Genomic DNA, 21847 nt, shown 5'->3' with positions numbered 1-21847 from the left:
GTTATGTCACTGGACGGCTGACGGCCCGGCGTATTCCGTTTGCCGGGGCATGGGCCGCACGGCAGGATCGGCGGATGGACTATGTCGTGCGTGCGGTGCGGGCCGGTGAGTGGGAGCGGGCCAGGGAGATCAGGCTGGCGTCGTTGAAGGACCCCGTGGCCTCGATCGCGTTCCTCGAGACGTACGAGCATGCGCGGGCCAGGCCCGACGCGTTCTGGCAGGAGCGGACGGCGGGCGCCGCCTCGGGCGTGCACGTCAGGCAGTTCGTCGCCGAGGCGCCTGACGGCCGCTGGGCGGGGACGGTGTCGGTGCTCGTCGAGCGGCCGGCGGCCGAGCCCGGCTTCGGGGAGGCGGCCGAGGTCGATCAGGCCCATCTGGTGGGGGTGTTCGTGCGGCCCGAGCACCGGGGGCGGGGCGTGGTGGACGCCCTGTTCCGCGAGGCGATCGACTGGTCCTGGTCGCTGGCGGGGCCGCCCCTGGAGCGGGTGCGGCTCTACGTCCACGAGTCCAACGCGCGTGCGGCTGCCTCCTACCGCCGGATCGGCTTCGCCCCGACCGGTGCGACGCTGCCGATGAAGGGCGATCCGACGTCGTTGGAGCTGGAGTTCGAGATCCTGCGGCCGGTCCGCGGCCGGGGGTGAGCGTGCGGCCGCGCGGGTCAGTGAGGTCCGGGCGAGGGGAGGGGGTCCCGCCAGCGGGCGCGGGCCTGTTCCTCGGAGCGGAGCAGGACCAGAGCAGGCATCCCCTGGTCCTGGCCGGTCGACAGCAGCTCCGGGAGCTGGGGGAGCGGAGCCACGGCGGCGACGTCGTCGAGGACGAGCGTCATTGGTGGGTCGAGCCGACCGTCGGTTGACCGTGCGGCCATGCGGCGGCCGTGCTCGACCACGTGCGAGGCGAGTGCGGTGAGCAGGGGCATCGCACCGGGATGGTGCCGGGGATCCTCGATGGGTTCACCGACCAGATAGAGCGTTCCCCCTTCGCGTGCAAAAGAATCCAGTACGAGCGCATCGGCTCGGTTCGGTGTGCACGCCTCACGGATGTGGACCGAGGAGAGGGCCGCGAAGGCCCGTACGGTCAGTTCCTGGGCCACCTCCCGGCGTTCGGGGTACGCGGTGAGTGCCGACTCCAGGAGACCGGCGAGCCCCGAGGCGGCCCTGGGGTGCGTGCGGAGCAGGCGCACCGGTTCGTGGCCGCCGGCGCCGGAGGCCCAGCGGTGGACCTGCCGGAAGGGGCGGCCGTCCACGGCGGCGGCGTGCAGCCAGCACTGGAGCAGGGTCTGCGCGGTGTCGGCGACGGCCGCGTCGATCCTGGCCGTGGGGCGGACCGGGGTGAGGAGCGCGGCGGCCCGTGCGGCCGCCGTGGCGGAGTCCTCGCAGCCGGCGGTGGGCGACCAGTGGAGACGGTCAGGGGTGTCGCAGAGGTGACCCGGGTCGTAGACGGGGACGGGGCCGAGCTTGCCGCGGGCGTCCTTCGTCTCGGCCCAGACCGTGGGGTCCGACGTGACGACGAGGGCGGGGCCTTCGGCGTCCCGGATGGCCTGGACGACTGCGGGGCGCCGGGTGGCGGAGGCGCCGTAGAGGAGGTGCGGGGTCCGGGGCGTGGGCACCAACGGGGAGGGGTCGCGTGCCACGTACGCGGCGAGGGGCTGCCCGGGGGCGTACGCGGGGGTCGGGGCGGCCTCGAAGGCCGTCGGGGCGGGGGCCGGGGACGCCTCTGCGGGAGACATGGGCGCCTCGGCGGGCCGGGCTCCTGTGCCGGGCTCCTGGGCGGTGGGCCGGGCGCCTACGACGTCCTGCCCGGATTCGTACGGGGCCGTGGCAGCGTGCCGCTGCTTCCGCAGGAGGCGCCAGCGCGTCACCACGCCCACCGCGAACACCGAAAGGACCAGCAGCACCATCACCTCGCCGATGAGCAGGCCCCAGAACAGCCCGTACCCGGAGAGCGCCGAGGGCGGGGTGTCGGGCCAGGCGCCCGCCAGGTCCGTCGGCTCGCCCGCCAGGGCGCGCAGGGCCAGTGGTGTCCGCATGAACGTGACGCCGTCGGGCCAGCCACCGTGGGCGAACAGCCCGGCCAGTCCGGTGGCCGTCCAGGCAAGCACCATCAGCGCGAAGAGGAAGGCCAGGAGACCGATCAGCAGGCCGTCGGGGATGCCGCCCTGCCCCTCGCCGCCGCGCCCCGTACCCGATGGTGCCTGGCGTGCCATGTCAGGCCACCGTTGACTCGGACGGATCGTTCAGCCGTGCTTGGTGCTCGATCCGTGCCGCCCGCTGCTCCGCCTCCAGCTCCGCGGCGCGGATGTCCTCGGGGAGCAGATCGGCCGCGGAACCCTCGGTCATCGCACGGTCGGTGAAGACCAGGGGGCGTTCCGCCTCGGTGATCAGGTGTTTGACGACCTGCACATTGCCGTTGACGTCCCAGACGGCGATGCCCGGGGTCAGCGTCGGGATGATCTCGACCGCCCACCTGGGCAGGCCGATGACCTTGCCCGTCGCTCTGGCCTCGTCCGCCTTCTGGGCGTAGATCGTGCGGGTGGAGGCCATCTTCAGGATGGCCGCCGCTTCCTTCGCCGCGGCCCCGTCGACGACGTCGCTGAGGTGGTGGACGACCGCCACGAAGGACAGCCCGAGGCGCCGCCCGAACTTCAGCAGCCGCTGGAAGAGCTGGGCGACGAACGGGGAGTTGATGATGTGCCAGGCCTCCTCCACGAGGAAGATGCGCTTCTTCCTGTCGGGCCTGATCCAGGTGTGTTCCAGCCACACGCCGACGATCGCCATGAGGATGGGCATCGCGATGGAGTTGCGGTCGATGTGCGAGAGGTCGAAGACGATCAGCGGGGCGTCGAGGTCGATGCCGATCGTGGTCGGGCCGTCGAACATGCCGCGCAGGTCACCGTCGACGAGCCGGTCCAGGACCAGGGCGACGTCCAGGCCCCAGGCACGGACATCGTCTATGTCCACGTTCATCGCTTCGGCGGACTCGGGCTTCGGGTGGCGCAGCTGCTCCACGATGTCCATCAGGACCGGCTGCCGGCTGGTCAGGGTGTTGCTGACGTAGGCGTGCGCGACCTTCAGCGCGAAGCCGGACCGCTCGTCGAGGCCATGACCCATGGCGACCTCGATGATCGTGCGGAGCAGGGCGAGTTGCCCCGTCGTGGTGATCGACGGGTCGAGCGGATTGAGCCGGATCCCGTCGTTCAGCGCGGCCGTCGGGTCCAGCCGGATGGGGGTGATCCCCAGCTCCTCGGCGATGAGATTCCACTCGCCCACGCCGTCCTCGCCCTGGGCGTCCAGGACGACGACCTGGCGGTCACGGAAGCGGAGCTGGCGCAGCACATAGGTCTTCTCCAGCGCCGACTTGCCGTTGCCGGACTCGCCGAGAACCAGCCAGTGCGGGGCGGGGAGCTGCTGCCCGTACAGCTGGAACGGGTCGTAGATGTAGCCCTTGCCCGAGTACACCTCACGCCCGATGATCACGCCCGAGTCGCCGAGGCCGGGCGCGGCGGTCGGCAGGTAGACGGCCTGGGCCTGGCCCGTCGACGTGCGCACCGGCAGCCGGGTCGTCTCCACCTTCCCGAAGAGGAAGGTGGTGAAGGCATCCGACATCGCGGACAGCGGATCTCGCATGGCGTGACTGCCCTTTCGTTAGCGTCGGATGCCGGTGGCGAACGGCAGGGTGTTCACGAAGGCACGGTGGTGCTCGCGGTCGCACCACTCCAGCTTCAGATACGACTTTCCGGCCGAGGCGCGGATGGTCCGCTTGTCGCGGGCGAGGGCCTCGGGGGACCGGGACGACACGGTGATGTACCCCACCAGATTCACCCCGGCCGCGCCGCTCGCGAGATCTTCACCCCGCTGGTCGAGCCGGCCGTGGGCGGCGATGTCGCGCGGGTCGACCGTGCGGTTCATCTTGGCCTGACGGCTGGCCTCGGCGTCGTCGTTGGTCTTCTCCGTCAGCATCCGCTCGATGGCGAGCTCGGTGGGTTCGAGGTCCATGCAGACCGCGACCGTGCGGATCACGTCGGGCGTGTGGACGAGGAGCGGGGCCAGGAAGTTGACGCCGACCGGGGTCATCGGCCACTCCTTCACCCAGGCCGTGGAGTGGCACCAGGGGGCGCGGGTCGTCGACTCACGGGTCTTGGCCTGCAGGAACGTCGGTTCGACCGCGTCCAGCTCGGCCGGCCAGGCGTTGCGCTTCGTCATCGCCTGGATGTGGTCGATGGGGTGGTCGGGGTCGTACATCGAGTGCACGAGCGAGGCCAGCCGGCTCTGGCCGAGCGGCTGGCGGACTCGGATGTCGGCCTCCGCGAGCCGGGCGCAGATGTCCGTCAGCTCGCGCGCCATGACGACGGCGAGACCGGAGTCGCGGTCGACCTTGCGTCCTCCCTGGGGGCGGACGGCACGGGCCATGGCGTTGGCCTCGGCGGCCAGGTCGCGGCTGTAGTGCATGCAGGCGACGAGATAGGCGCGGTGCTGCTCGCTGGAGGTGGAGACCATGGACTGGAGCTGGTCGTAGGAGTCCTGGAGCCAGCCGGGCGCGGACCTGTCGCCGCGCTGGGCGACGTCCTTGGCGTGTGCGTCGGGGTCGGCGGGCAGCGTACGGGCCAGCATCTGGAGGCGCGTCACGAAGCCGTCGCCGTTGGCCACGTGCTTGAGCAGGGTGCCGAAGCGGTCGACCAGGGCCTCCTGGTCCTCGCTGTCGCGCAGGCCGACGCCGGGGCCCTCGATCTCGATGGCGGCGGTGACCGTACGCCGGTCGGCGTGCAGCAGCACGGCGATCTCGTCGGGGCCGAACGGCGCGGCGAGCCAGCTGATCCGGCCGATGCCGGGCGGCGGCCCGATCTCCACCTCGCGCCCGTCGGCGCCGACTCCGGCCTCCATGGCGGAGGAGCGGTAGGCCGTGCCGCGGCGCAGGGTGCGCTTGAAGCTGCGGTTGATCTCGAACCACTTGTAGAAGGTGCGGCCCTTGTAGGGGACGTACACGACGGCCAGGGCCAGCATGGGGAAGCCCACGAGGGACACGATCCGCAGGGAGAGGGCCGGGACGAGGAGGCCGCTCATCATGCCGAGGAACGCCCCGGCGATGATCAGCGCGATCTCACCCGTCTCACGGTTCTTGCCGACGATCGCGTTCGGCCGGGCCCGGCCGATGAGATACGTGCGGCGGGGCGCGATCGTGTGGGACTGGATCGTCAACGCCCTCCACCTCCTGTGTTCGTGCTGCCTGTGCTGCCTGAACCGCCTCCGCGCGGGGAGCGGCTGCCGTGGGGGGTGCCGGAGGTGGGTCCGGACCCGCTGCGGGGCGAGGGCGCGGCGGTGCCGCCACCGCCGCCCGGGTTGCGGGAGCTGTGTGCGGCGACACCGCCGCTGACCGGGTTGGCCGGGCGGGCTCCGCCGCCCCCGCCACCGCCCTCACCGCCGCCGCCGCGGCCGCTGTGCGTCTTGATGCCCTGGGAGACGAGAGCGGCGGGCGAGCTGATCATGGCGGCGGCCTGGGAGCCGTCGGTCGCCTGCTTGCGGTTGGTCCGGGCGCCCTGGATCTCGTCACCGAAGCCGGGGACGAAACGGTAGATCATGGCGGAGGCGAAGATGGCCAGCAGGATGATGGAGAGACCGGAGACCACGGCGGAGAAGGCGTTCGGGCCGTCGTCCGCCGAGAGCGCCCCGGCCAGACCGAGCACGATGACGATGACGGGCTTCACCATGATCACGGCGATCATGATCCCCGCCCAGCGACGGACGTGGCCCCACATGTTCTTGTCGACCAGCCCGGAGTACACGACGACGCCGAGAAGGGCGCCCACGTAGAGCAGGGCGGCCCGGATCACGAGCTCCAGCCACAGGATGCCGGCGGCGAGGATCGACACGAGCGAGACGACGATCAGCATGACCGGCCCGCCGCCGATGTCGTCGCCCTTCTTGAGCGCCTCGGCGAAGGACCCGAAGAAGACATCGTTCTGTCCGCCCGTGGCGGCTGAGATGACCTCGGTGACACCGTCGGTGGCCGAGACCACCACGTACAGGATGAGCGGCGTGAAGGCCGAGGCCAGGACCGTGAGCCAGAGGAAGCCGACGGCCTCGGAGATGGCGGTCGTGAACGGCACGCCCCTGATGGCGCGCTTGGCCACGGCGAAGAGCCACAGGACCAGGGTGAGGATGGTGGAGGCGGCGAAGACGACGGCGTACTGCAGGCGGAAGGTCGAGTTGGTGAAGTCGACGGTCGCGGTGCTGTCGACTGCCTTGCTGAGCTCGCGCACGAGGTAGACGGCGGCGTCGGCGCAGCCGCGGGCCAGGGAGGAGAGGGGGTCGAGGGCGTCGTCGGTGACGGGGGGTGTGCTGCGGTCGGCCGCGCCGGCTTCGCCGTCCTCGCAGTAGTCACGGGCAGCACCGTAGATCAGGTCACAGCGGTTGTTGCTGCTGCTCGGGCTCGGCGTGGGCGTTGGGTCGGCTGCGGCCTTCGTGGCAAACACGATGAGCGAGGTCTGCAGCGCGGCCAGGAGCGCAACGCCGGAGCGCAGACGGGGCCAGGGCTTACCGGGCATAGGTGAAGCCTCCGAACCCATTGACCGCGCCGGCGATCTCGTCGGCGCTGGATGCTCTGTTGTCGCCGCCCACGGGGGCAGGGCCATCCTTCTGCGAGTGAGTGATGGCCTTCCAATCGCCGTTGACCCACTGGAGTTCCATGGTGATGGTGAACCAGCCGTCCGTGACGGGCTTCGTAGACCCTTCGCCGGCCAAGCCGATCAGTCCGGAGCACCAGACATCGACGGTCACGCTGTCGGTGGACGACTTCGTCACCTTGGTCCCGATGGGTGTGGTGCGCGAGATGAAAGCGAAGTCGGCGGGGGTGGTTCCGTCGTCGTTGAGGCCGACGTTCCTGAAGAACTCCGTCGAGTACGCCTTGTCGAGCGTCGTCCGGAACTTGTCGATGGACGCTGGCGCGATGACCGCGTCAAGGATGCCGTCACGCTTCGTCTTGTCGAACATCTCCGCGGACCCCAGCGCCACCGCGTAGTTCGCCGCCGCGCTCTGCGCCCCCTGCTCGTCGTGCGCGAAGCCCGAGGCGATCGTGCCGTTCTTGCCCTGGACCGGCTTCGTGCCCGTGGCGGCCGTGGGGCCCGCCCCCGCCGCGTCCGACTTCGGCTCACCGCCGTCGCCCGAGGTGCTGCCCCCGCCCTGGTTCGCGAACGCGATCGCCGCGATCAGGAGGACCACCACGCCCACCACCATGACCAGGGAGCGGGAGTTCCGGGCGGGCCGACGGCCGTAGCCGTCGCCCTCGTCGCCGCCGGGAAGGCGTGTGCGCGTCTGGCGTGTCCCGCCGAGGGTGCTGTACGCATCGTCCGTGCGACCGCCCGGCTCATGGCCGCCGTAGCCGCGCTCATCGCCCTGGCTCATGCCGCGTCCGTCCCCTCAGCCGTGTGAAGTTCCGCGTAGTACGACGGTAGCGGTACCGGGGTCCGCGTGAGTGCGGTGTGGTGACTGGACATCAGGGGACGCAACCTCTGCCGGTGGGCACGACGGACGGATGGTGGGTGAAGGGGGACAGGCCCGCGGGCAGGTACAGGACTGACAGAAGGTCAGACAGCCATCCCGTACACGATGGTGAACAGCGTGCCCAGCGATCCGATGATGAAGACGCCGGTCAGCCCCGCCACGATGAGGCCCTTGCCCTGTTCCGCGCTGAACGTGTCGCGCAGCGCCGTCGCGCCGATGCGCTGTTTGGCCGCACCCCAGATCGCGATGCCGAGGCAGAGCAGGATGGCCACCGCCATCACCACTTCGATCATGATGCGCGCCTCGTTGCCCAGAGTCCCGAACGGCCCCCAGTTCGGGGCGATTCCGCCGATGATGGTGGTGATGTCGCCCTTTTCAGCTGCCAGGATCATGTAAGTCACCGCCCCTGTTGGGTAGTTCGCATCCCGTGCCGTGCGACACGGGTCGGTCTCTATCTTCGCTGATGAAACCGGCATCGCACGACGCCTTCCCGGGTCTCTTTACCCGGATCTCGCACGTTTGACCGGAGGGGCCGCTCTGACCTGCGACTCGTGTGGGGTTCCGCCCGCATATGCGCGGTTACTCTGTGTATCACGCGGTGTGACGGCTAGCAACGACGGTGGCCATGGTTCCGGATGCGGTCGGTGCGTTCGCGGAGGACGGGGGATTCGTACGCGCTGTTCGAGAGCCGTCCGTGCGCCGGTGGCTTCCGGTGGACGGGCCGTCAGGTGCTGGGCGGGGAAGGCGTTGCGGCCTTGCGGGGCGTTGCCCGGTGCGCAGTGGTTTCGGGTGCCAGGGCGGAATGGTTCAGCCGGAGGGTGGCTCGAAGTCGCCCCAGGGGTGACGGTGCCCGGTCCTCTCGGCGAACGACCGCTCGTCCTTCCATCTGTGGTCGATCGGGTGCGCGGGTGCGCGGGTGTCGAGGGGGAGGGGTCACGGTGCGAGGAGGGCCAGGTCGTCGGCGCTCAGCCGCAGGGTGCCCGTGGCCACGTTCTCGACGAGGTGGTCCGGGTTCCCGGTGCCCGGGATGGCCAGGACGTGCGGTCCCTGGTGGAGTGTCCAGGCCAGGCGGACCTGAGCCGGTGTCACCCCGTGGGTGCGCGCCACGCTGAGCAGGGACTCGCTGTCGGCGGTGGTCGCGCCGCCTTCCTGCCCCGCGCCGGCGATGGCGAAGAAGGGCACGAAGGCGATGCCCTGTTCGCCGCAGGTGCGGAGGAAGGCGTGGTGTTCGGCGGGCGAGTCGATGCTGTACATGTTCTGCACGCAGACGACGGGTGCGATGCTCCGGGCCTCGGCGAGCTGCTCCGGGGAGGTGTTGGACAGGCCCAGGTGGCGGATGAGGCCTGCCTCGCGGAGTTCGGCCAGGGCGCCGAAGTGGTCGGCGACGGACTCGGACGTACGGGAGCGCGCGATGCGCAGGTTCACCACGTCCAGGTGGTCGCGGCCGAGCTGGCGCAGATTCTCCTCGACCTGTCCGCGCAGCTGCTCCGGGGTGGCCCAGGTCCATGCGCCGGACGGGTCGCGACCGGGCCCGACCTTCGTGGTGATGACCAGGTCGTCCGCGTAGGGGGCGAGTGCGCTGTTGATGAGTTCGTTGGCGGACCGCAGCGGCGAGAAGTAGAACGCGGCGGTGTCGATGTGGTTCACGCCGAGATCGAGGGCGAGGCGCAGGAGGTCCAGGACCCGGGTGCGATCGCTGGAGGGGCCCTGTGCGAACGCCGCGCCGTCCTGCGTCAGGCGCATCGCGCCGAAGCCGATCCGGTTGACCGTCAGATCACCGAGTGTCCAGGTGCCGGCAGCTGATGCGTTGATCGTGTCCGATGATGAGGTCATCGTCGGATTGTTCCACCGTGATCGTCCTGGATCGTGTCCCCGGACGTTCGACGTCCTTCCGCCTGGCGGGCCGGCTACTTGATCAGGGCGTCCGCGGCGACGATCAGCAGGCCGATCAGCATGTCCATGCCTCCCGCCCGGCATGCGGACGGCCAGCCGTGCCCGGCGGTGCGGGCGGCCCAGGCGCCCCAGCCGAACAGGGCGACGGTGTTGACCAGCAGGGCTGTGTCCACGGCCGTGGACTCTGCCCACCACCCGGCGGCCGCGGCAAGCAGCATGCCCACGGTGGGCAGTACGGCGGCGAGCAGGGGCCACTCGGCGAGCACCAGTCGCAGCCTGCCCGGGGCGGCCGTCCCGTCGGCGGACGCGCGCTGGGCGATGACGTGCGCGTACCCATGGGCGGCGCCCGCCGCCAGCGCGGTGAGCACCACCCACAGCGCGTCCGGGCCGGGATCGGCCTCCTCGCCCGCCGGGTCCAGTGCTGCCACGAGGGCGCTGGCCAGCACCAGGCCGTAGACGACGCTGAACAGCGACTGCTCCCGGGGTCGGTACCGCGAGGCCGGCCTCGGCGCGGTGCCCCTTCGGCGGGCATGGTCGGCGCGGTCGGACATCGCATCGCCTCGGTGCGGGAAGAGGGCTGGGTCCGCACATACTCACCCGCGTGACGTCAGGAAGCGTGACGCCACGCGCTGACGGTGTCAGCGTGCCGGCGTCTCGGAGGCCACGTCCTCGGTTCGCCGGACGGGCCCGACTCCTGGGGCGGGAGGGCCGCACGAAGCGCGCGCCCCTGTCGCGAAGGTGCGGCCGCCGGGGGCGGGCTGTCCGCCGGTCAGGTCAGGTCCGACGGTGAGGCCTCTGCTCGCCCGCGTTCCCTGCCCGGGTGGGTTCTCAGGGGCTCTCGCGCAGCGTCGCCGTGAGGCTGAGGCCGTAGGCCTGGTGGGTCGTGACGTCGACGCGGGTGCCACCCGGGACGGGGCGGACACGGACGCCGGGATCGCGGGAGACCGTACGCAGGGGGTGTCCGTGGAGGGTGACCGACACCGTGTGCCGTGTCGTCGTCGGGTCGGAGACCGCGAGGGTGTACGTGCCGCCCGCGCTCCGGCGCACCATGACCGAGGCAGGCCCGTCGACCGAGAGCCGGCCCGCCCGGTGGGTCCCCGGGGTGAAGGCGTTCGCGGTGGTGATGCCCAGGTCCCTGTGTGCCGCCGCCTGCAGCCGGACCGTGTTGGACAGCACGGAGAGGCGGCCGTCGGCGTAGGACGCCGGCTGTTCTGCCGAGGCGTTCGGGACGAGGACGTGTGCCATGGCGGCGGGCCGCTCTCCGGCGGCCTGCTCGTAGGACACGGTGAAGACCTGTTTGGTCACCGCCGTGTCCGCGTTGGCGAGACGTACGAGGCGCCGGCTGCGGGTGACCGTGTCGAGGGCGACGACCGGGGCCGGGCCGGACAGGAAGACGTACCCGACCGCGGTCCTCCTGCTGTCGTCGGCGTACCGCAGCCAGGCCGGAGGAGCGGCCCCGGTCCTCTTCCAGGGCGACCCGTCGCGCAGCCCGCCCGTGACGGAGACAGGCGAGGCGGGGGCCGCGATGCGGCTGTCGACCGTCGTGGTCACCGCGCGGCCCGCCAGGCCGGTCACGCCCGCGGAGAGCACCAGGATCTCGTCGTCGAACATGAACCACGACCTGGTGGCGCGCGCGGCCCGGTAGGCGACGAAGTCGCCGGGCAGTGAGCCCTCCTGCAGGGCGGCGTACGCCGCGTCGTCGGACTGGACGAGACCGGCCGCACCGTAGGCACCGAGGCGTACGCCTCCGGAGTACGGGTGGGTGGCGCGCGGGAAGTAGACGTACGTGTTCTGCGACTCGGAGGACGAGGTGAAGCCGCGCTCGGGGTTGTCGTACCAGGCGGTGCCGTAGAGCTCGGGGATGCTGTGCCGTGCCTCCACAGGAGCGGTGACGCCCGCGAGGCGGTGGGGCTCGACAGCGGTGAAGTAGTCGATGCCGAAGGCCTGTCGCTGGTCCTCGCCCGAGAGGTAGAGGTAGTGCGCGCCCGTGCCCTGGAACCACGGCATCAGGTTCTCGCCGCTCATGTACTCGTACATGCTGACGCGCGAGGAGCTGCGGGCGAGGGCGAAGGCGTATCCGGGTCGGCGGTGGACGGTCCGGTCCATCGCGTTGAACGCGCCGTGGGAGGCGGGGGCGGCGAGGTCCTCGGCGGGCCCCGGGGAGTTCAGGATGTCGGCGTGGCGGGCGATGCTCACGGGGGACACGAAGGACGTCGGGTCGAGGGCCGCCTTCGACGTCTGCCGGACGTGTCTGACGTAGCTCTCCAGGGCCTCGGTGCCGCTGCGGTCCGTGTACGCGGAGAGGTCGACGACGGCCTCCACGACGGCGGCGGCGTCGGCGTACCCCGTGCCCGTCCGTGAGACGGCGCGGCCCTTGACGACCTCCATCATCCAGCCCTCGAAGACGAGCGGGGCGAACCCGTCGGCGACCCAGCCCTGTACGACGCCGACCAGGCTGCCGTCGGGTACGTAGTCGGTGCCGTCGAGGATCTTGATGGTCTGGACGACGCGGGTCAGCAGGCCCTTGCCGTACGAACCCGTGTAGGCGACGGAGCCGTGCTGGACGAACGAACCGTCGGCGTAGAAGCCGTCGGTCACCCCGTGGAGCAGCCGGTAGGGGTCGATGGTCGCGAAGACGGTCAACTGGTCGGCCAGGGCCTTCGTGATGCGGGTGTCGTCGCCCAGCAGGGCGCCCTGGAGGATCCGGTTGGTCGTGATGTCGGCGAGGTTGGCGCCGGTGTGGAAGCGGGAGTCGAGATCGACGTCGCCGTCCTTGCCGTTGCGGAGGTACGCGTCCATGGAGGCGACGTAGGTCGCGGTGAGGTCCGGGCGGTGGAGCGCGGCCTCGTCCCTCAGGAGGACCAGGGTCTTGGTCACGTAGGCCGGGATCCCGATCTCCCAGTGGAACCAGTTGCCGTAGTAGCCCTTCGACTGGTCGCCGAACCAGCCGTCGTGGAGCCGGACGAGGGCGTCGAGAACCCGGCGCCGGACCGCCGTGGCGTCGTCGCCCGGGCCGGGGACCCCGGTCGGGCCGGGGAGAGAGGCGGCGAGGGCCGTCTCGTAGAGGTACTGGTACGTCGTGCTCAGGTGGGCATCGCTGGTGCCGAGAGGGAGGCCCGCGAAGACTTCGTCCCGCCCGGCGCCGTCCATCGCGGTGAGTCGGGCCGCTGCCGTCTCCCGCAGCGCGGCGAGTTTCGGTGCGACCTCGGGGCGGGCGTTCGATCCGGGGGTGCCGGCGAAGACCGCGACGGTGTTGCCGAGGAGAGTGGCCGCCTCCTCGTCCGCAGACGTCGGGGTGCCCGGTGCGGCGGCCGGAGCGGGCCGGGGCACCGCACCGGCCCGCAGGGACCGGGACAGCGCCCAGAGCGTGGCGGCAGGGATCACGGACAGTGCGGAACGACGCGAGAGCTCCACCAGCACGCTCCAAAGTCCGGCCTGTAAGCGCTTGTTCCCCTCGGCTCCAGCCAACCAACCCCGTCTCGCCGGTGTCAACGGCGGGTGCACTGCCAGTGGCCTCGATCACGGTCGACGGCATGACGGCATGACGGCAGACGGCGGCCCGGCGCAGAGCGATACCGCCGGCGACGTGCACGCTCCCGGAGAGGTCGCCGCCGTCGGTGACGTATAAGGCACTCTTGCCGGCCGCGACCCAGGCCGACCTCGATGCGCGTGAGACCGGCGGACACGTCCGCTGCCCGTGCACGAGTACTGCTGTGACGCGCCTCAGACGGCGTGCGCGCCGGCGAAGTGGTCGAACTCGCCGGCCGCGACCCCTTGGGCGAACGCCTCCCACTTCTCGGTGGTGGTGGTCACCACCGTCGCGGGGGCGCCGGTCTCGCGCAGGTACACGAGGTCGTCCGGGCCGAACGCGATCTCGATCCAGGGCCCGGGCCCCTCCACGTCCTCGGGGGCGGCGCGGGTCCAGACGAGGCCGGCGGGGATGTCAGCCACGTCCCGGAGTCTCCTTGACGGTGCGGATGAGGGCGGCCAGGGCGGCCGGGCTGGTCCGGAGTATCGCGCCGCTGGGGTCACCGCTCTCGGTGAGGGCCACCGATCCCTGGTCGGCGGCGATGTGTATGCAGGCTTCCCCTTGCGCGCAGTAGGAGGACCTCTGCCAGTCGGGCGCGGTCATCTTCGTTCCCTCACAGTTCCTGTGCGATGGCGTGGATGAGGTCTCGCGATTGCTCCGTCGGCAGTGCGACAGCGTCGAGGCGTCCGAGCAGCATGCGGTACTGGGCGAGTTGCGCCTCGGAGTCGATGAACACCGGCCCGTGCGACTGATCGAGCTGGGCGGTGTCGAGAGAAGGGACCGGACCCACGACGTAGTACAGGGACTGGCCGGAACCTGGGTAGTCCGTAGCGGAGAACGGGATCACTCGGATGGAGACGTGGGAGCGCTCGCCTGCTTCGAGCAGATGGCGGAGCTGTGCGTGGGCGACAGCTGGTCCACCGAATCGCATCCGCAGGGCGGCTTCGTGAATGAAGGCGCGGTACGGAACGGCGTCCTCCCGGTACAGGACGGCTTGTCGCTTCACGCGGTACGAGACGCGGTGCTCGATGTCCGGCGGCGAGATCTCGGGCACGGCCTGCCGATAGATCGCCCGCGCGTGGTCGACAGTCTGGAGAAGGCCCGGGATGTGCATGCTGTGCGCTGCCCGCAGGCCGGTGCCGTGGTGCTCGATCTCTGCGAGATCGAGGAGCTTCGGCGGCAGGATCTCCCTGTACTCCTCCCACCAACCGCGCTTGCGGTCTCCTGTCATGTCGACCAAGGCCTCGATGAGGGCCTGATCCGTGCAGGAGTACGTGTGAGCCGCGACCCGGACGCGATCGGCACTGACGCCGAACCGTGCCACCTCTATGTTGCTGAGCTGCCCAGCACTCGTACCGAGGAGGTCTGCCGCCTGCGTCGTGGTCAGCCCGGCGCGCTCGCGCAGCTTGCGCAGTTCCGCGCCCAGCCGCGTACGACGTGCAGTGGGTGCCGCCCTGCCTGCCAACTGAACTCCCCCTGGGGTCAACTGCGTTCCGGTGTGTCACTCGCACGAGTGGTTCGGGTTAAAGATTGCGGGCAATTGGTGCAAGTAATACTTGCGTGAGTCTAGTGTCTGAGCCAGGCCACCCGGCCCGGAAGTACCCCGCTCGACGGAGCGGCCACGTCACCGGGCCATGCGAGACGTACATCCCAACACTCCTCCGTGAACGGAGACTTCCATGGCTCTGGCCACCGTAACGCCGCCCTGGGCGTACACCCTCCAACTTCCGCAGGATCCCCGTGGTCCCGGGATCGCGCGGGCCACGCTGCGGACCGTGCTGCTGGTGCACGGCATGCGGGACCTCGTCGAGACCGCCGAGCTGCTTGCGAGCGAGCTGGTCACCAACGCGTACCGGCACTCCTCGGGGCCGTACTCCCTGCGTCTGCGCGGGGCCGGGCGGTACCGGGTGCGGGTCGGCGTGTGGGACAGCAACCCGGAGATTCCTGACCCGTTCGGCGGCGGGGCCGTGAGCGAGCCGGGCGCGCTGGCCGAGCGGGGGCGTGGGCTGCAGCTCGTACGGGAGTGCGCGGAGAGCTGGGGCGCGTATCCCATCAGGGGCGGTCTGCCGGGGCAGGGCGGCAAAGTCCTCTGGGTGGAGTGTGCAGGGATTCAGGACCGTCCGTGGGACGGTCCGTCGTGACGGGCGGTCCGCGTTCCCTTCCGGCACTCGGCCCTGCGCACGGCGCCCCGAGGCGACGCGGCCGGTCGTCCCGCGCCACCCCGGAGGACGGGTCAGGCGGTGTAGCGGGCCTCGAAGGTGCGGAAGGACTGCTCCTGGTCCCATTCCAGCCGGGCCTTCGGGCTGTCCGCCAGGAAGCGGGCACAGCGGTCCGACCGGGGTGCCCGGCACTCCTGGACCGGGCGGAAGCCCTGGCGCACGGGGTCGGCACGCCACAGGCTGCGGCCCGGCAGGAAGGCGTACTCCAGGGACGCCCGGGCCAGGTCCTTCAGCTCCGGGTAGCCGAGCCCGTAGGTGCGGGCCGCCCGCTGGTACTCCTGGCCGATGTCGCCGCGCGAGACCCCGGGGTCGTCGGTGGAGAGCACCACGGGTACGCCGTACTTCCGGTACACCGGGAACGGATGCTCGTCGCCCTCGACCTGGAGGATCTGCGCGTTGCTGGTGAGGGGGACCTCGACGGCGATCTGGCGGCGCGCCATGTCACGGGCGAGGCGCCGCCAGTCCTCCTCCTGTACGAGGTCGACGCCGTGACCGATGCGTTCGGCCCGGCCGGTGCGTACGGCGTCGTCGATGTGGAAGGTGAGGTCCTCGGGCTTCACCAGGCCGGGGACGAGCTCGCCCGCGTGCAGGGTGATGTGGGCGCGGGGGTAGACGCCGTGCAGGTGGTTCAGCATGCGCATGTGCAGGCGGTAGTCGCGCAGGGAGATCTCGCCGTCCTCGGGCTGCACCAGGTTCACGGCGACGAACCGCGGGTCGCGTTCGGCGAGTCGGAGGCCCAGGGCGATCTGGGTGAAGACGCGCTCCGGGGCGCTGTTGCGTGACACCTGGGAGACCCAGCGCACCGTGATCCGGCACGCCGGATCGGGGGCCGTGGTCGCGCAGCGGGCGGTGCGGCGGAACTCCGCGTCGGCGGTGTCGGCCTCCTGCTTCGCAGCCGTCACCAGCTGGTCCAGGCGGCCGCCGGAGAGCAGCTTGCGGTGCAGGGCCGCCAGGTCCGCTTCCCAGCCGACGTCCGCCGCGAGCTGCTTGGCACCCGCGGACGCGGGGCTGACCATGGTTTCCAGGTAGGTCTGGTTCTGTGCCGCGGCGGTGCCCGCCACGTCGGCCAGCATCTTCCCGCGGTGCGACGTAGCGGCGCCGAACTTTCCGAACGTGGCGAAGAAGTGGTCGTGTCCCGACTCGCCCTGCGGGAAGTCCTGCATGGACCAGGCCCGGATGACCTCCTGCCGGAAGTCTGCGTCCGTGAGGGCTTCGGCGGCCGGCCGTGTGTCGGCACCGCAGGGTGGGGCGACGGCGGTCATCGTGGCGTCGATGCAGAGGCCGTCGTCCGCCGCGAGCTGCACGAGGTACTCGGTCCGTACCGCACCGGAGAGGTGATTGTGCAGGTCACCGCCCTTGGGGAGGTCCCGGAAGAACCGGCTTGCCTCCTCCGTGTGGGTGTCCAGCCAGGCGGTGGTGCGGGTCTCGGCGGCCGTGGCCGGCCGGGGCGGCGGTACGGCTGCGGGGGTGGCGGCCCGGGCGTTCGGCCCGGCGGGAAGGGAGGCGGCGAGGGCCGCCGCGGCGAGTCCTGCGGCCATCAACAGCCGGTGGACGCGCGCTGTGTCGCGGTATACGGAGATCACGCCCCGCATGATCACGAAGTGCGGGCCGCGCCACGGGGGACCGCGTGGGCGTCGCCACGTAAACCATCCGCACGAGGGACAAGCATCCGCACGAGGGACGACCGGCCGCCCGGTTCAGACCCGGAGCTCCGGGGGGAAGCCGGTCCAGCGGAGATCCTCAGGGAGGTGGCCCATGTCGTTCACCATGAGCAGGGCGGCGGGCCTGCCGGGGGAGTAACGGATGACGGTCAGGGCCGCGTTGGAGTGGTTGAGGCCCAACCAGCGCCAAGCCGGGGCGTCGAGGGCGTCCCGTACCAGCCAGGCGGCCAGGAAGGCGTGTGTGACGAGCAGTTCGTGGTGCGGCTCGTCACCCTCCACGGGCCCGGTGAACCGTGCCAGCGCGGCGGCCGCCAGCTCGGGTCCCTGGCTGCGTTCGGCCTCCGGGAACTGCTCCACGAACGCGAGGAACCGGTCCGCCGACTCCGCCGGGAGTTCCTCCCGGCGCGGGACGTACGGGACGTGGTCGCCGGCCGGCTCCGAGACGGCCAGGGGAACGTCCCGGCCGAGCTGCTCATGGACCAGCCGGGCGGTCTGCGAGGCCCGGGGGAGGGGCCCGTGGTGGACGGTGGAGAGCGGAACTCCGCGGAGCCGCTCGCCGAGCAGGGCAGCCTGTTGTCGGCCCCGCTCGGTCAACTCGGTCTCGTCGGGGCTCGCCTCGCCGTGCCGGGCTACGTAGAGAAACCGGGTGCTGGCCGCGGTCATGAGTGGCCGTCTCCCTTGGGTCGGTCGGGGAGTGCCCGGTCGGGCCTCCTGCGGGTGTCCTGGTGCCCTGGTGGACGGTGCATCGCGCACATGTGGTTCCGGGTGGGGCCCTGTGATCACCGGGGAGGGGAGACGAGGCGTGCGGTCCGGGCGTCGCGCGTTCGGGTGATGTCGGCGCCCGCCCTCCCTTGCGGGGGCCGGGATCCGGCTCGTCAGGCCGGTCCGCTCCGGCGTGTCGGCTCGGCCGCCTTTGACACAGTGCCGCTCCGTGGTCGAGGAACGGGGTGAGTGGTGTGGCCGTCATGCGCGAGCCGAGTGATCCGGCGGGGCCGACGGGCGGGGGCGTTCAGGGACCGCAGCTGAAGCACAGCGACGGGCCGTGGCTGCGGGCCGCCGGGGGTGCGGAGGAGCTGGTGACCCACCTGGGGCCGGTGCGGAGCGAGCTGTCCCTCGCGCACGCGGGGCTCATGGCGGGGGCGGGCCGGCTCACCGCCCTTGCCGAGCTGAAGGCCGTACGGGAGTCCTGGGAGCGGCGGTTCCAGGCCGCGCAGAGCGAGTGCGGAAGCCTGGCGGCGAGTCTGCGGGCCGTCGCGCGGACACAGGGCGCCACCGACGAGGCCGTCAGGTCGTCCCTGGCTGCGGTTCCCGTCCCCCGCGCCGGTGAGGGGCGGTGAGGTCGACGCTGACGTGGGCGCAGTTACGGGACCTGGAATGCGCCGAGTTGGAGGGCGCGGCCGACGGGTGGGGCACGTCGAGCAACCGGGCCGACGCGGCCCGGGACCGCATCGAGCAGCAGCTCCTCACCGGGCTTCGCGACACGCAGGAGGGGGAGGCGGCGCAGGCGGCCGTCGCACGGCTGCGGCAGCTGGGGCGGAACTTCCAGTACGTGTACACCGAGTGCGGGCTTCTCCGTACGACGCTGAACTCCCTGGCCCACGAGATGAAGACCCAGCAGCGGGCGCTGAAGGAGGCGCTGGACGATGCTGCCGCGCTGAAGTACACCGTCCACGCGGACGGGTCGGTGACCTACCCGTCAGGGGGCGAGGGCCTGGTCGACGGCGCCCCGCTGCGGGGCGGCACGGCGGCGTCGAGCGGGCTCCAGGGGCTGGTGCCTCCGTCAGGTCTGGTCGCTCCGAACCCCAACGTGGCCAAGGCCCAGGACATCGCCGACCGGGTGACCGGGGCGGTGCGCACGGCGGCCGAGATCGACTGGCGGTACGCGGGGATCCTCCGCCGCCTGAAGGCGGAGGAGGGGCTGAAGGTCCCGGCCTCCACGTGGAAGGACGCGGCCGGTGACGCGGCAGAGGTCCGGGACGCGGCGGGCGCGTACCTCAGGGACGCCATCCCGCGCGACGCGTCCCCGGCGGCACGGCGCGACTGGTGGGCGGGGCTGACCCAGGAACAGCGCGAGGAGTACCTCGCGGTCTACCCGGACCAGATCGGGAACCTGGACGGAATCCCTGCCCTGGTCCGCGACGCGGCGAATCGCGACAACCTGTCGCTGCTGATCGGCAAGCTGGAGGGCCGGGACGACGACAAGTCGGTGACGCAGCTGGCGGGGCTGCGCGAGATCGAGCGGCAGTTGGGGGCGGCGGCCAAGCCGGGGGAGCCGCCGATGTTCCTCCTGGGCATCAGCGACGAGGGGAACGGGCGAGCGATCGTCTCTTACGGGAACCCGGATACGGCGAAGAATGTTGCGGCGTACGTGCCGGGATTGAACACTTCGCTGGATGAGGACTTCGCGAAGAACGACTTGAAGCGAGCCTTGGATACTGCGAAGGGGACTCGCTTTCACGATCCCTCCAGTGCTTCAATCGCCTGGCTTGGGTACGACGCGCCGCAAGGTATTGACGGCTTCAGTAGTTTGGCTGTGGCTGGCGATGGCAGAGCGACCGAAGGTGGGAAGCACTTCAACGAATTTACCGCTGGCCTGGTCGCAACGAATGAGAACCAAGATCCCCATCTTACGGCTATCGGGCACTCGTACGGGTCGCGAACTGTAGGTGCGGCAACTCAGCAAGGCGATGGGATTCCCGGGGTTGACGACATCGTTCTGGTCGGGAGCCCCGGAGTGGGTGTCGATCGTGCTGAAGACCTAGGAGTAGGCCGGGAACACGTATTCGTGGGGGCCGCAGAAAATGATGTGGTGACGAAGTTGCCATCGAAGCAGCAGGTGGCGGTTGGTGCGGTGGTGGCCGCCGTGTCCAGCCCGTTGGTCTACGTTGCGGGAGACCTTGCGGACCAAGGCGACGACGACCTCTGGTTCGGGAAGGACCCGGCGAGCGAGGCATTCGGCGCCAGACGCTTCCGTGTTGATGATGGGCCTGGGGCCGTGGGTGGCATCGGGCCGTCCATCGCTGCACATTCTCAGTATTTCGATCCGAAGCGAGATGCGGCATCGACTCACAACATCTCCCTGATTGCAGCAGGGCGTTCAGAGAAGATCAATACGCAGGAGTATCGATAGTGCGCAAAATGTCTACTTCGGTCGCCGTTGTGATCTTTTTCGCGTCGCTCGCGGGCTGCGCGCGCAATATTTCCTCACTTGGTGGGGCTGAAAGGCCAGATATGAATATGCAGCAAGCTGCGGAGCGGGCAGATGATATTCTGGACGGCCTTCTGGGGCATGTCGATCCAGAGGTGAAGTGGACGCACGACACGACCAGTGTCGGAAGCTGCGACGTAACCAGAAGGCGCGCAGTGATGACCATCGTCTCCGCCGAACGCAGGGGCAGCTTCCTCGGTGTAGTGGATCGCTACTGGCGCACCAGCGGGTACCAGATGAAATCCATCAACAACGATCCCGACGTCCCGGCGATCTTCGCCCAGACCAAGGACGGGTTCGGCGTCAGCCTGATCGTCGGAGGCGAGGGGCAGGTGTTCTTCGAGGTCGACACCCCCTGCGTAGAAGAGTCCGAGGTGGCCGAGTCCACCACCCCGGCGACCGCCCCCACCTACGAGGGCATGGAGAACATCCCCCGCCCCAACATCCGCTCGTCCTTCTGGTCCGCCGGCGCCCCCTGACCCCCCGTAGCCGCCCCTGACGCCCCCTCATGCCTCCATCCACCCGTACACACCAGCGAATCGCGTCGTGAACCCCGTCCGAATGGGGGATGGTTGGGGTGTGCGGAAATACTGGGTGTTCGTCGGCGGTGGGATCGGGCTGGGCCTGTGCTTCATCGCCCTGCTCGTCGTCGGTACGTACTCCGCCGCTGCCGGGATCTCCGGGGCGAGCGGGGCCGTGGGGCTGGCCAAGGGGGCGGTTCCGGCGCGGTATCAGCCGATCGTGGAGAAGTGGGGCAATCTCTGTCCGGCCATCAACCCCGCCCTTCTGGCAGCGCAGTTGTACCAGGAGAGCGGCTGGAACCCGCGCGCCCAGAGCCATGCCGCCGCACAGGGCATCGCGCAGTTCATCCCGGGGACCTGGGCCTCGCACGGCATCGACGGTGACAAGGACGGCGACCGGGACGTGTGGGATCCGGCCGACGCGATTCCGTCCGCCGCGTCCTACGACTGCGAGCTCGCCGGGTACGTCAGGAAGGTGCCGGGCGACCCGACCGACAACATGCTCGCCGCGTACAACGCGGGCGCCTACCGGGTGATCCAGTCGGGTGGCGTGCCGGGGATCAGCGAGACGCAGAACTACGTGAAGATCATCCGTTCCCTGGAGAAGAGCTTCGCCGAACCGGTGGGCCGGGTGAAGCCCTCGCAGCAGGCGGCCGGGGCGATCTACTTCGCGCAGAAGAAGCTCGGCACCCCGTATCTCTGGGGTGGCAACGGGACCGCCGACCAAGGGGGCCGGTTCGACTGTTCGGGGCTGACGCAGGCCGCGTACCGGACCGTCGACATCGAACTGCCCCGTGTGGCCAATGACCAGTACAACGCCGGGGCGCACCCCTCCCGGGACGAGCTTCTCCCCGGCGACCTGGTGTTCTTCTCGGACGATCTGAACAACTCGCGGGCCATCCGGCACGTGGGGCTCTACGTCGGTGGCGGGTACATGATCAACGCGCCGTTCACCGGCGCGGTGATCCGCTTCGACAAGATCGACACCCCGGACTACTTCGGTGCGACAAGGGTCACGAAGGACGGGGCCGCGGCGTTGCCCACCGCGCTCCCGGAAAGCTGACAGTCAGTCGGCCGTGGCCGGAACTCTCCGTGAAGCCCGGGCCCTGAGCTGCGACGATGAGTCACTCTTCGATAACGTCATGGTGATCATTCGGTGGAGAGCGGAACGCGGAGAGCTGACGGGCCGTTCCCTGGACTGGGACAGCATGCGCACGTGACCATGCGTGACTGCCCAGACCAGTCGGGCGTGACGGCATCATGGCGTGACGCGGCACTGAATCCGCACCGACCACGGGGGTCAGACCAAGGCGACGCACGCCG

General features: G+C 70.5%; 20 protein-coding genes and 1 pseudogene. 6 read left to right on the top strand and 15 right to left on the bottom strand.

Going from position 1 to position 21847, the window contains the following annotated elements; genetic code table 11:
* Window positions 1-74: 74 nt before the first annotated feature.
* A complete protein-coding gene (locus B9S57_RS15245) occupies window positions 75-641 on the top strand; it encodes a GNAT family N-acetyltransferase (RefSeq protein ID WP_103516108.1) in 567 nt (188 codons plus the stop codon).
* 17 nt (window positions 642-658) lie between these two features.
* On the opposite strand, the gene B9S57_RS15240 is transcribed toward B9S57_RS15245, so the two are convergent.
* The 13 genes and pseudogenes from B9S57_RS15240 to B9S57_RS15185 form a co-directional block, all read right to left on the bottom strand.
* Window positions 659-2203, bottom strand: coding sequence for a type IV secretory system conjugative DNA transfer family protein (locus tag B9S57_RS15240; RefSeq protein WP_103516107.1), 1545 nt, complete (start codon window positions 2201-2203; stop codon window positions 659-661).
* A 1-nt stretch (window position 2204) separates the two neighbouring features.
* The gene (locus tag B9S57_RS15235; RefSeq protein WP_258036396.1) at window positions 2205-3602 is read right to left on the bottom strand and encodes an ATP-binding protein; all 1398 of its coding nucleotides are present in this window, start codon (window positions 3600-3602) and stop codon (window positions 2205-2207) included.
* 39 nt (window positions 3603-3641) lie between these two features.
* Window positions 3642-5192 (bottom strand): SCO6880 family protein, encoded by a 1551-nt coding sequence (locus B9S57_RS15230; RefSeq protein WP_103516105.1) that lies wholly within the window; start codon window positions 5190-5192, stop codon window positions 3642-3644.
* On the bottom strand, window positions 5189-6538 hold the full coding sequence (locus B9S57_RS15225) for a hypothetical protein (protein WP_103516104.1): 1350 nt from the start codon (window positions 6536-6538) through the stop codon (window positions 5189-5191). The genes B9S57_RS15230 and B9S57_RS15225 overlap by 4 nt, the downstream gene beginning before the upstream one ends.
* Window positions 6528-7394, bottom strand: a complete 867-nt coding sequence (locus B9S57_RS15220) for a hypothetical protein (RefSeq protein WP_103516103.1) — start codon at window positions 7392-7394, stop codon at window positions 6528-6530. Before B9S57_RS15220 ends, B9S57_RS15225 begins: the two co-directional genes overlap by 11 nt.
* Before the next feature lie 182 nt (window positions 7395-7576).
* The gene (locus B9S57_RS15215) at window positions 7577-7885 is read right to left on the bottom strand and encodes a hypothetical protein (RefSeq protein ID WP_014047394.1); all 309 of its coding nucleotides are present in this window, start codon (window positions 7883-7885) and stop codon (window positions 7577-7579) included.
* Window positions 7886-8426: 541 nt separating this feature from the next.
* Complete coding sequence (locus tag B9S57_RS15210) at window positions 8427-9326, bottom strand: oxidoreductase (protein ID WP_103516102.1); 900 nt, start codon at window positions 9324-9326, stop codon at window positions 8427-8429.
* A gap of 74 nt (window positions 9327-9400) precedes the next feature.
* The gene (locus tag B9S57_RS15205; RefSeq protein ID WP_103516101.1) at window positions 9401-9937 is read right to left on the bottom strand and encodes a hypothetical protein; all 537 of its coding nucleotides are present in this window, start codon (window positions 9935-9937) and stop codon (window positions 9401-9403) included.
* A gap of 277 nt (window positions 9938-10214) precedes the next feature.
* Window positions 10215-12800 carry a polysaccharide lyase family 8 super-sandwich domain-containing protein gene (locus B9S57_RS15200; RefSeq protein ID WP_103516130.1) on the bottom strand — a complete coding sequence of 862 codons (2586 nt, stop codon included), beginning with the start codon at window positions 12798-12800 and terminating at the stop codon, window positions 10215-10217.
* A 133-nt stretch (window positions 12801-12933) separates the two neighbouring features.
* Window positions 12934-13044, bottom strand: a pseudogene (locus B9S57_RS35465) (phosphatase); the annotation flags it as partial.
* Window positions 13045-13109: 65 nt separating this feature from the next.
* The gene (locus B9S57_RS15195; protein WP_103516100.1) at window positions 13110-13337 is read right to left on the bottom strand and encodes a DUF397 domain-containing protein; all 228 of its coding nucleotides are present in this window, start codon (window positions 13335-13337) and stop codon (window positions 13110-13112) included.
* Complete coding sequence (locus tag B9S57_RS15190; protein ID WP_103516099.1) at window positions 13330-13518, bottom strand: DUF397 domain-containing protein; 189 nt, start codon at window positions 13516-13518, stop codon at window positions 13330-13332. The genes B9S57_RS15195 and B9S57_RS15190 overlap by 8 nt, the downstream gene beginning before the upstream one ends.
* Window positions 13519-13528: 10 nt before the next feature.
* Window positions 13529-14380, bottom strand: coding sequence for a Scr1 family TA system antitoxin-like transcriptional regulator (locus tag B9S57_RS15185; RefSeq protein ID WP_103516098.1), 852 nt, complete (start codon window positions 14378-14380; stop codon window positions 13529-13531).
* A 214-nt stretch (window positions 14381-14594) separates the two neighbouring features.
* On the opposite strand from B9S57_RS15185, the gene B9S57_RS15180 reads away from it, so the two are divergent.
* Window positions 14595-15056 (top strand): ATP-binding protein, encoded by a 462-nt coding sequence (locus B9S57_RS15180; protein WP_103516097.1) that lies wholly within the window; start codon window positions 14595-14597, stop codon window positions 15054-15056.
* Between the two features lie 92 nt (window positions 15057-15148).
* Here the strand turns inward: B9S57_RS15180 and B9S57_RS15175 are convergent, their stop codons facing one another.
* Window positions 15149-16726, bottom strand: a complete 1578-nt coding sequence (locus B9S57_RS15175) for an adenosine deaminase (protein WP_181011350.1) — start codon at window positions 16724-16726, stop codon at window positions 15149-15151.
* Between the two features lie 105 nt (window positions 16727-16831).
* Entirely contained in the window at window positions 16832-17458 is a 627-nt protein-coding gene (locus B9S57_RS15170; RefSeq protein WP_103516096.1) for a histidine phosphatase family protein, read from the bottom strand.
* Between the two features lie 302 nt (window positions 17459-17760).
* Between B9S57_RS15170 and B9S57_RS15165 the strand changes: the two genes are divergently transcribed.
* The 4 genes from B9S57_RS15165 (at window position 17761) to B9S57_RS15150 (ending at window position 21587) form a co-directional block, all read left to right on the top strand.
* Window positions 17761-18132 (top strand): hypothetical protein, encoded by a 372-nt coding sequence (locus B9S57_RS15165; protein ID WP_103516128.1) that lies wholly within the window; start codon window positions 17761-17763, stop codon window positions 18130-18132.
* A complete protein-coding gene (locus B9S57_RS15160; RefSeq protein ID WP_103516095.1) occupies window positions 18129-19925 on the top strand; it encodes an alpha/beta hydrolase in 1797 nt (598 codons plus the stop codon). Before B9S57_RS15165 ends, B9S57_RS15160 begins: the two co-directional genes overlap by 4 nt.
* Window positions 19926-20161: 236 nt before the next feature.
* On the top strand, window positions 20162-20482 hold the full coding sequence (locus B9S57_RS15155) for a hypothetical protein (RefSeq protein WP_258036395.1): 321 nt from the start codon (window positions 20162-20164) through the stop codon (window positions 20480-20482).
* A gap of 115 nt (window positions 20483-20597) precedes the next feature.
* The gene (locus B9S57_RS15150; protein WP_103516093.1) at window positions 20598-21587 is read left to right on the top strand and encodes a bifunctional lytic transglycosylase/C40 family peptidase; all 990 of its coding nucleotides are present in this window, start codon (window positions 20598-20600) and stop codon (window positions 21585-21587) included.
* Window positions 21588-21847: the final 260 nt, after the last annotated feature.

The sequence above is a fragment of the Streptomyces sp. SM10 genome (assembly GCF_002910915.1).
Lineage (GTDB): Bacteria > Actinomycetota > Actinomycetes > Streptomycetales > Streptomycetaceae > Streptomyces.
This window is presented reverse-complemented; position numbering and strand designations above follow the sequence as displayed.

Coding starts and splice junctions, on each gene's coding strand:
- B9S57_RS15245 (WP_103516108.1), top strand. CDS start 75: ATGGACTATGTCGTGCGTGCGGTGCGGGCCGGTGAGTGGGAGCGGGCC.
- B9S57_RS15240 (WP_103516107.1), bottom strand. CDS start 2,203: ATGGCACGCCAGGCACCATCGGGTACGGGGCGCGGCGGCGAGGGGCAG.
- B9S57_RS15235 (WP_258036396.1), bottom strand. CDS start 3,602: ATGTCGGATGCCTTCACCACCTTCCTCTTCGGGAAGGTGGAGACGACC.
- B9S57_RS15225 (WP_103516104.1), bottom strand. CDS start 6,538: ATGCCCGGTAAGCCCTGGCCCCGTCTGCGCTCCGGCGTTGCGCTCCTG.
- B9S57_RS15220 (WP_103516103.1), bottom strand. CDS start 7,394: ATGAGCCAGGGCGATGAGCGCGGCTACGGCGGCCATGAGCCGGGCGGT.
- B9S57_RS15215 (WP_014047394.1), bottom strand. CDS start 7,885: ATGATCCTGGCAGCTGAAAAGGGCGACATCACCACCATCATCGGCGGA.
- B9S57_RS15210 (WP_103516102.1), bottom strand. CDS start 9,326: ATGACCTCATCATCGGACACGATCAACGCATCAGCTGCCGGCACCTGG.
- B9S57_RS15205 (WP_103516101.1), bottom strand. CDS start 9,937: ATGTCCGACCGCGCCGACCATGCCCGCCGAAGGGGCACCGCGCCGAGG.
- B9S57_RS15190 (WP_103516099.1), bottom strand. CDS start 13,518: ATGACCGCGCCCGACTGGCAGAGGTCCTCCTACTGCGCGCAAGGGGAA.
- B9S57_RS15180 (WP_103516097.1), top strand. CDS start 14,595: ATGGCTCTGGCCACCGTAACGCCGCCCTGGGCGTACACCCTCCAACTT.
- B9S57_RS15175 (WP_181011350.1), bottom strand. CDS start 16,726: ATGCGGGGCGTGATCTCCGTATACCGCGACACAGCGCGCGTCCACCGG.
- B9S57_RS15170 (WP_103516096.1), bottom strand. CDS start 17,458: ATGACCGCGGCCAGCACCCGGTTTCTCTACGTAGCCCGGCACGGCGAG.
- B9S57_RS15165 (WP_103516128.1), top strand. CDS start 17,761: ATGCGCGAGCCGAGTGATCCGGCGGGGCCGACGGGCGGGGGCGTTCAG.
- B9S57_RS15155 (WP_258036395.1), top strand. CDS start 20,162: ATGACCATCGTCTCCGCCGAACGCAGGGGCAGCTTCCTCGGTGTAGTG.